Annotated in this window: 4 protein-coding genes; 3 read left to right on the top strand and 1 reads right to left on the bottom strand. The window is 67.6% G+C overall.

Features of this window, described 5'->3' with window-relative positions:
* The 3 genes from VN634_14370 to VN634_14360 all read left to right on the top strand — a co-directional run.
* On the top strand, positions 1-438 hold a 438-nt coding region (locus VN634_14370), incomplete at its 5' end, for a carbohydrate ABC transporter permease (GenBank protein ID HXC52068.1).
* Positions 439-480: 42 nt separating this feature from the next.
* Positions 481-3858, top strand: coding sequence for a discoidin domain-containing protein (locus VN634_14365; GenBank protein ID HXC52067.1), 3378 nt, complete (start codon positions 481-483; stop codon positions 3856-3858).
* Positions 3794-7762 carry a hypothetical protein gene (locus tag VN634_14360; protein HXC52066.1) on the top strand — a complete coding sequence of 1323 codons (3969 nt, stop codon included), beginning with the start codon at positions 3794-3796 and terminating at the stop codon, positions 7760-7762. The genes VN634_14365 and VN634_14360 overlap by 65 nt, the downstream gene beginning before the upstream one ends.
* A gap of 74 nt (positions 7763-7836) precedes the next feature.
* Here the strand turns inward: VN634_14360 and VN634_14355 are convergent.
* Positions 7837-8483 (bottom strand): hypothetical protein (locus VN634_14355; protein HXC52065.1); only part of this gene is annotated, 647 nt, incomplete at its 5' end.

Below are 8483 nucleotides of genomic sequence, written 5' to 3'. Positions count from 1 at the left end.
CGCGAGATGGGACTGCTCAACAGCTACTGGGGAGTGATCGTGCCGTCGATGGCGAGCATCTTCGGGATCTTCCTCGTCCGGCAGTATGCCGAAGCGATTCCCGACGCGCTTCTCGATGCCGCCCGCGTCGACGGAGCGGGCGAGCTCAGGATTTTTTTCCAGATCGTCGTGCCGCTGTGCCGGCCAATCCTGGTCACGCTGGCGGTGGCGACTTTCATGGCAACGTGGAACGACTTCCTGTGGCCGCTGGTCGTGCTGACCGACGACCGGCTCTACACGCTGCCCGTTGCGCTGGCCGGCCTCTTCGGCGAGCACGTGCAGGATACCGAGCTCATGATGGCCGGCGCGGTCGTCACCGTGCTGCCGGTCATGCTCGTGTTCCTTCTGCTGCAGCGCTACTACGTCGCCGGGCTCACTGCAGGCGGGCTCAAGGGTTGAGCCGCAGCGTTCCGCGCGAGCACACGTCACCGAAAAGAAGCGATGCCGATTCGATCCCGATTCCGCCTGCAGGCCCGGCTTGTCGCCTCGACGCTGGTGATGGCGGTTCTCGTCGCGGCGTCCGCTGCCGCAGCGGTCCTCGATGCGGGTGACGATCCCGGCGCGTGGACCGCGATCGCTTCGCCGGGTGCCGTCGCAGAAGTTTCCGCAGCAGCGGGAAAGGACGGCGGCGCGGTCGCGTTCTCGTTCGACCTCGGCCGCGGCAAGACGCACGCGATCGCAAAGCGCGCGGTGTCCATCGATCTGCCCGCAAGCTACCGGTTCGTGTTCGAGCTTCGCGCCGACTGCGAGCCGAACACGCTCGAGCTCAAGTTCATCTCCGGCGAGAACGTCTGGTGGTCGCGCCTGCCGGACCACGCGTTTGCTCGCGACTGGAAAGCGCTTCCGGTCGCCGACTCGCGGATCGCATTCGCATGGGGTCCGGCAGGCGGCGGCATGCCTGCGCACATCGATTCGATCGAGATCGCGGTCAGCGCCGGCAGCGGAGGCAAGGGTACCATCTGGATCGACGAGATCCGCCTCGAGCCGCGCGACGCGGCCGCCGAAGGCCGGCCGCCGTCGGCTACCGTGAGCTCGAACGCGAACGGCGCCGGCAGCCTGTTCGACGGCGACGTCGCGACCGTATGGCGAAGCGCCGACGGCGACGCCGCGCCGGTGGTCACGCTCGACTTCCACGATGCGCGCGAACAGGGCGGCCTCGTGCTCGAGCATGCTCCCGACGGATTCGCAAAGGCGTACGTCGTCGAAGTCTCGGCCGACGGCGCGTCGTGGCAGGAAGTGCGCCGCTTCGCCCGCAGCGACGGCGGCATCGACGACGTGTACATGCCGGAGGTCTATGCTCGCTACGTGCGCATACGGTGGCTTCTGCCGCCCGGCAGCCACGCCGCGCTCGGCGAGATCCGCGTTCAGCCGTTCGAGTACTCGGGCTCCGCGAACGGTTTTTTCACGGCGGTGGCGCGCCGCGCCGAGCGCGGCCGTTACCCGCGTTATTTCGCCGGCGAACAGAGCTACTGGACGCTGGCCGGAGTATCGGGTGCCAGAGACGAAGCACTCGTCAACGAGGAAGGCAGCGTCGAAGTCGGGGCCGGCAAATTCACGCTCGAGCCGTTCGTGCTCGATGCCGGCAGGCTGCGCTCGTGGAACGATACGACGAACGAAGTGTCGCTCGAAGAAGGATACCTGCCGATCCCGACGGTCACCCGCACCGACGACGCCTACCGCCTGACGATCACGGCCTTTGCCGCAGGACGCGCCGACGCGTCCACGCTCTACGTTCGCTACCGCTTGAGCGCGCCCGCCGATCGCACGCTCAAGCTGTTCGTTGCGCTGCGGCCGTTCCAGGTGCTGCCGCCGTGGCAGGCGCTCAACCGCACCGGCGGAGCTGCCCGCGTCCAGCGGATCGATCGCAAAGGGGAAGCGGTGCGCGCCGATGACGGGCGTGTGCTCGTGCTGACGCCGCCGGCCGGATTCGGCGCGGCCGCATTCGAAGAAGGCGACATCACCAGGTTTCTCGAGCGCGGCGTTCTTCCGGCGGCGTCCTCGGTCGTCGATTCGTTCGGGCACGCGTCGGCCGCGTGGTCGTGGAACGTTTCGCTCGAGGGCGGCCAGCCGCGCGACGTCTGGCTCGCGGTGCCGTGGGCTTTCGATTCGCCGGTGGTCGCGGCAACGGCGCCGCAGAAAACATGCGCGCCGCCGCTCGCAGGCGATGCCCAGCGCGAACGCGAGGAAAGCCTGGATGCGCTGCTCGCCGAGACACGCGACGGCTGGCGGACCACGCTCGATGCCGCCGGCATCGAGCTTCCGGAGGCCGCGCGGCGCTGGTCGGACGCGCTTAGAAGCAATCTCGCGTTCATCCTGATCAACCGCGACGGGCCGGCGATCCAGCCGGGTTCGCGCACGTACGAGCGCTCGTGGATCCGCGACGGCGCGATGACGTCGGCAGCGCTGCTCGAGCTCGGCCTTTCCGCCGAGGTCAAAGAGTTCCTGCGCTGGTATGCCGGCTACATCGGCGCGGACGGCTGGGCGCCGTGCTGCGTCGATCGGCGCGGCGCCGATCCGGTGCCGGAGCATGACAGTTTCGGCGAGTTCATCTGGGCCGTCGCCGAGGTCTGGCGCTTTACGCGCGACGAAGCGTTCGTGCGCGAGATGTGGCCGCACGTGCGTGCAGTCGCCGGTTGCATGAGCCGGCTGCGGCAGTCGCGCATGACGCCTGAATACCGCAGCCCCGCCAGGAGTGCGTATTTCGGGCTGCTGCCGGAATCGATCAGCCACGAAGGCTACAGCGCACGCCCGGTGCACTCGTACTGGGACCAGACGTTCGCGCTGCGCGGCTTTGCGGATGCCGCGATGCTTGCCGGCGTCGCCGGCGACGATGCCGAACGCACCAGGCTTGCCGCCGAGCGCGACGACTTCGACAAGTCGCTGCGCAGCTCGATCCGGCAGACGATGGACGAACACGGGCTCGAGTTCGCCCCGGCCTCCGTCGAGCTCGCGGACTTCGATCCGACTTCGACCGCGGTTTCGTTCGAGCTCGGCCTCGAGTCGATCTATCCGCCGGATGCGCTCGAGCGTTCGTTCGCAAAATACATCGACGATTTCCACGCCCGCGCGGGAAAGACGACGCCGGGCGTAGGCTATACGGCCTACGAGCTTCGAAACGCGACGGCCCTGCTTCTTCTCGGCCGCCGTCAGGAAGCCATCGACCTGCTCGGTGCGCTGGTCGCCGATACGCGGCCGCCGGCATGGAACGGCTGGCCGGAAATATCGTGGCTCGATCGCCTGCAGCCGTCGTTTCTCGGGGATCTTCCGCACACGTGGATCGGATCGACGTTCGTGCATGCCGTTCGCACGCTGCTGGTCACCGAGCGTGAGCGCTCCGGCGCAGATGCGCCGGAGCGGCTGCTTGTCGGAGCGGGCATACCGCTTCGCTGGCTCGACGGCGGAGTCGTTCGCGCGCGATCGCTCCCGACATGGTACGGCAATCTCGACATCGACATTCGCCGGAGTGAGTCCGTGCACGCAACGTCCGGCCATCCGGGCGATGGACGGGCAACATCCAGCACCGTCGTCCAGGCGACAGTCGATCTGGCGGCGTCGGCTCAGGTGAGCGGAGTTGCAGGCGTGCGCGTGTTCACTGTACCCGATGGCGGCATCGAAGTTCGCGCGCCGTTCGGTGAAGAAGTGGAAAACGCAACGGTCAACGGGGTGGGCGCAGATGTGGAAAATGCCACGATACGCCTCCGACAGTTACCCGCCACGATAGTCTTCCAGTATAAGCCGCGGCTGGAGGATCTGCGTGAACGAGGTTCCAGAGACGATTCCCGCTCCTCAGGCGGACGGCGAGAGAGCGGCGGGAACTGATCTCGCGGAGGGCGCGCACGCGCGTCCTCTGTTCGCAGCGGAGGCCCCGCCTCTTGCCCGCCTCCACGATTCTTCTCCGCACACACGCGTGCTCTCGAACGGACGCTACTACACGGTGGTAACCGGCGCTGGCACCGGATTCTCGCAGTGCGGCGACATTGCCGTGACGCGCTGGTCCGGCGATCGCATCTGCGATCAGCAGGGGATTCTCGCCTATCTGCGCGACATCGATTCGGGCGAAGTCTGGTCACTCGGCGCGGTGCCGGTCGGTGAGGTCGGCGGAACGTTCTTCGCGCGAAGCGGCGCGGGGACGATCACGCTCGGACGCCGTCACGAAGGCATCGAGGCAACCTGCGAGATCGCCGTCGCCAGCGACCTCGACGCCGAAGTGCGTTCGTTCGTGCTGCGCAATCGCGCGTCGACTCTGCGGCGCGTCGAGCTGACGGTCTATGCGGAAATCGTTGCCGGCCTCCGCGCCGCCGACATCGCGCATCCCGCGTTCGCGAAGCTCTTCGTCGAAACGGCATTCGACGCCGAGACGTCGGTGGTTACCGCAAGGCGCCGCCCGCGCAGCAGCGAAGAGTCGCCGGTGTGGGTGGCGGCCACACTGTCGGGCGACGGCGAGCTCGAGCTCGAGACCGATCGCTGCGTGTTTCTGGGCCGCGGTCGCAGCCTTGCGCGTCCCGCCGCGCTGGCTTCGAAGAGTCCGCTCTCCGGCACGACCGGCAGCGTGCTCGATCCGGTATTCGCGCTTCGCCGCAGCGTCGAGCTCGCCCCGGGTCGCGAGGCGAATTTCGTCTTCTCGCTGTCGGCGGGAAATTCCGAGGACGTCGTCGTATCGGCGGTGCGCACTCTTCGCGAGCGCACGGGGGAAGCGGGAACCAAGGACGTCGTGCGCGCGGCGGCATCTGCCGAACGCGCACGGCGAAAGCGCTTCCTGCTTTCGAACGAACAGGCCGAGCTCGCCCAGGAGCTTGCCGGTGCGATGCTCTATGCGCTGCCGGCCCTGGCCGCACCGCTTCCCGACCGCCAGCAGGCACGCGTCGCAGTCAGCCCGCTCGCAAAACTCGAGATCCCGGCCGACGCGCTGCTGATGGTGCTTCCGCTTCATCATGATGAAGGTGGACGTGCGGCCGCCGTGCTGGCGATCGGCAGCTATCTGTCGAGTCTCGGTCTGAAAGTGTCGGTTGCGCTGCTGTGCGACCAGGACGGATGCTTTCCCGGCCCCTGCGTCCATCGCGCGATCTGCGAGGACTCGCCGGTGCACGCCGTCGTGACGACCGTGCTTGCGCTCGGGGTGCGCGAGGCATCGACGCTGCGCGCGCAGGCGCACTGGTACGTCGACGGAGGGATCCCCGACCTCGCCGACGCCGGCGACGAGAGCGCGCGGCCGCGCTCGACGCGTTCGCGCGTGCCCAAGGCCGGCGAGCCGCTGCCGGCGCGCGAGAAACTGCTGTTCGACAACGGTTACGGGGGATTTTCCAAAGACGGCCGCGAGTACGTCATGCGCGTCGGGCCGGCGTCGCTGTCGGAGCCCGATGCCGGCGTCGTGCCGCCGATGCCGTGGGTCAACATCGTCGCCAACGAGCGCTTCGGTTTTCTCGCGACCGAAAGCGGTGCCGGCTACACGTGGGCCGGCAACAGCCGCCAGAACAAGCTCACGCCGTGGAGCAACGATCCGCTTCTCGATCCGTTCGGAGAAGCGCTCTATCTGCGCGATCCGGCGAGCGGCCGCTTCTGGTCGCCGCTGCCCGGTCCGGCACCGTCGGGCGCATGGACCGAAGCCCGTCACGGCATGGGCTGGTCGCGCTGGATGCAGCGATCGGAAGCGCTCGAGCAGACCGTAACCACGTTCGTCGCCGGCGAAGATCCGGTGCGCGTCACGTGCGTGCGACTGTCCAATCGCGGCAGCCGCGAACGCAGGCTGTCGCTGTATTCGTACGCGCACCTCGTGCTCGGCGTCGAACCGCTGGAGGCTTCCCGATTCCTCGTCAGCGAAGGCGACGACGCGAGCGGCATCCTGCTCGCATGCAATCCGATGAGCGAGGATCACGCGGGCGAGGTCGCGTTTGCCGCCGTGCTTTCCGGCGCGGAGCCGTCGGCGACGTCGTGGACGACGAGCCGCCAGTCGTTCGTCGGACGCGGCGGCACGATGCAGGCGCCGCGTGCGGTCGCCGCCGGCGGCCCGCTCGATCGCACGTCAGAGGGCGAGCCCTGCTTCGCGTTCGAAGTTCCGGTCGTGCTTCCACCTCGCGGAGAGATCGAGATCGTGTTCGCGCTCGGACATGCGGTCGATACCGTCGCAGCCGAAGCGCTGGTGGCGAAGCTCAGGGTCGCCGGTGCGGTTTCCGATGCGCTCGAAGAGTCGCGCGCAGGCTGGAAGGACCTGACGTCGGCCATGGACGTGCGGACCCCGTCGCCTGCGATCGACCTGATGCTCAACGGGTGGCTTCTTTACCAGACGCTGAGCTGCCGCATGTACGGGCGTTCGGCGTATTACCAGTCGGGCGGTGCATTCGGATTCCGCGATCAGCTGCAGGATTCGGCGGCGCTGGTCTACTCGCGTCCCGATCTGTCGCGTGCGCAGCTGCTGCTGCATGCGGCCCACCAGTTCGTCGAAGGCGATGTGCTGCACTGGTGGCATCCTCCGGCCGGCCGCGGCACGCGCACGCGTTTCTCGGACGACCTGCTGTGGCTGCCGTTTCTTACGGCGACCTACATCGCGACGACAGGCGACGAGAGCGTTCTCGAAGAGAAAACGGGTTCGGTGCGCGCGCGACTGCTCGCCGACGGCGAAGACGAAACGTACCTGCTTCCCGAACGCGTGAACGATCCCGTATCGATGTACGAGCACTGCTGCCGCTCGCTCGACCGCTCGCTGACGTCCGGTGCGCACGACCTTCCACTGATGGGAACCGGCGACTGGAACGACGGGATGAACCGCGTCGGCCGCGGCGGTCGCGGCGAAAGCGTGTGGCTCGCATTCTTCCTCGTGACGATCCTCGACCTGTTCGTTCCGATCGTCGAAAAACGTTCCGACTGGGAACGGCTGCGGCGATACCGCCAGTATCGCGAGACGCTCGCCGCCGGCATCGAAAAATCCGGATGGGACGGCGAGTGGTACCGGCGCGCGTACTACGACGACGGATCGGTGCTGGGATCGGCTTCCAGCGACGAGTGCCGCATCGATGCGATTGCGCAGGCGTGGGCGGTGCTCTCGGGCATCGCGACGCCGGCGCGCGCATCGTCGGCCATGCGTTCGATCGAAGAGCAGCTTCTCGACAGGCAGGCCGGCATCATCCGGCTGCTGTGGCCGCCGTTCGACAAGACGTCGCACGATCCGGGGTACATCAAGGGCTACGTTCCCGGCATTCGCGAAAACGGCGGCCAGTATACGCATGCTGCGATCTGGGTGATCCGTGCGCTCGCGAGAATGGGCAAGCGCGACCGCGCAGTTTCGTACTTCGAGATGATCTCGCCGGTGATGCACGCACGCGACCGCGACGCGGCCTCGCTCTACAAGGTCGAGCCGTACGTGGTCGCCGCCGACATCTACGGTGCGGCGCCGCATCTCGGGCGCGGCGGATGGACCTGGTACACCGGCTCGGCGGCCTGGATGTATCGCACCGGCATCGAATCGCTGCTGGGCTTGACGATCGAGGAAGGGCGGCTGCTGCGCATCAAGCCGTGCGTGCCGGATTCGTGGCCGGGGTTCCGCATCCGTTACCGCCTTCCGGACAGGCGCACCGTCTACGACATCGAGGTGGAAAATCCGTCGGGGTGCGCGGCGTCGGTCGTTTCCGCGTCGCTCGGCAGCGCGGCGCTGCCGGTCGACAAGAACGGCGCACGCATCGTGCTCCGGCGCGACGGCAAGCTGCACAAGATCAGGATCGTTCTCGGCTGAACCGGCGCGGAACAGTCAGTGCGCGCGCGTGATCGCGCAATCCGCGCGCTTCGATGCGCCGAATGCCGGAATTCTTACCGGCACGTGCAGGTCGAGTCGCAAAGTCCGGGGCAGATCGAGTCGTCACCGCCATCACACTGCTCGCCCGCATCCGACGCGTCGCCGTTGCCGCACGTGCCCGGACAAGAAGCTTTGTCGGTGCCCGACATCGGGCAACCGACGTCGCCGCAGTCGTCTCCGAGAATCAGCGTGGGAACCCACGGCGAGCGTGCGGCGTCGAGACAGGTGAGGTCGCTGCCGGTCAGCTTGGCGCGCAGGCTGTACTCGCACGCCGAGTGTGCCTTGAGCTTGAGAACGTGGATGCCGGGATCGGTGCCGTCGGCGGGGCTACAGCGGTATCCCGTGGATGTCTGCACGCATTCCTGTCCGGCAAGGCGATCGCGGAAGCATACTCCGGACGCGTCCGCGAGCAGCAGCTCGATGCCCTCACCGGATGGCAGGATTCCGCCGGCCGCATCGCATGCGTCGATCTCGCACCGGATGCTCATGCGATCGGTCCGGTCCGGCGTGCGCCGCCGCGTCACCTTCAGCTCGCATCCGGTCAGCAGGATCGAACGGCTGACGCACACGCTGCAGTCTTCGTCGGCCTCGAGGCTGCAGTCCTGCGGACAGATTCCGTCTGCATCGCCGCACGTCGGGACGAACGTCCCGTTGCAGAGCC

The organism is Candidatus Limnocylindrales bacterium (genome assembly GCA_035571835.1).
In the GTDB taxonomy this organism is placed as follows: Bacteria; Desulfobacterota; Binatia; order UBA1149; family CAITLU01; genus DATNBU01.
Note: the sequence above shows the minus strand (reverse complement) of the source record. Positions and strands in the feature narration are given on the sequence as shown.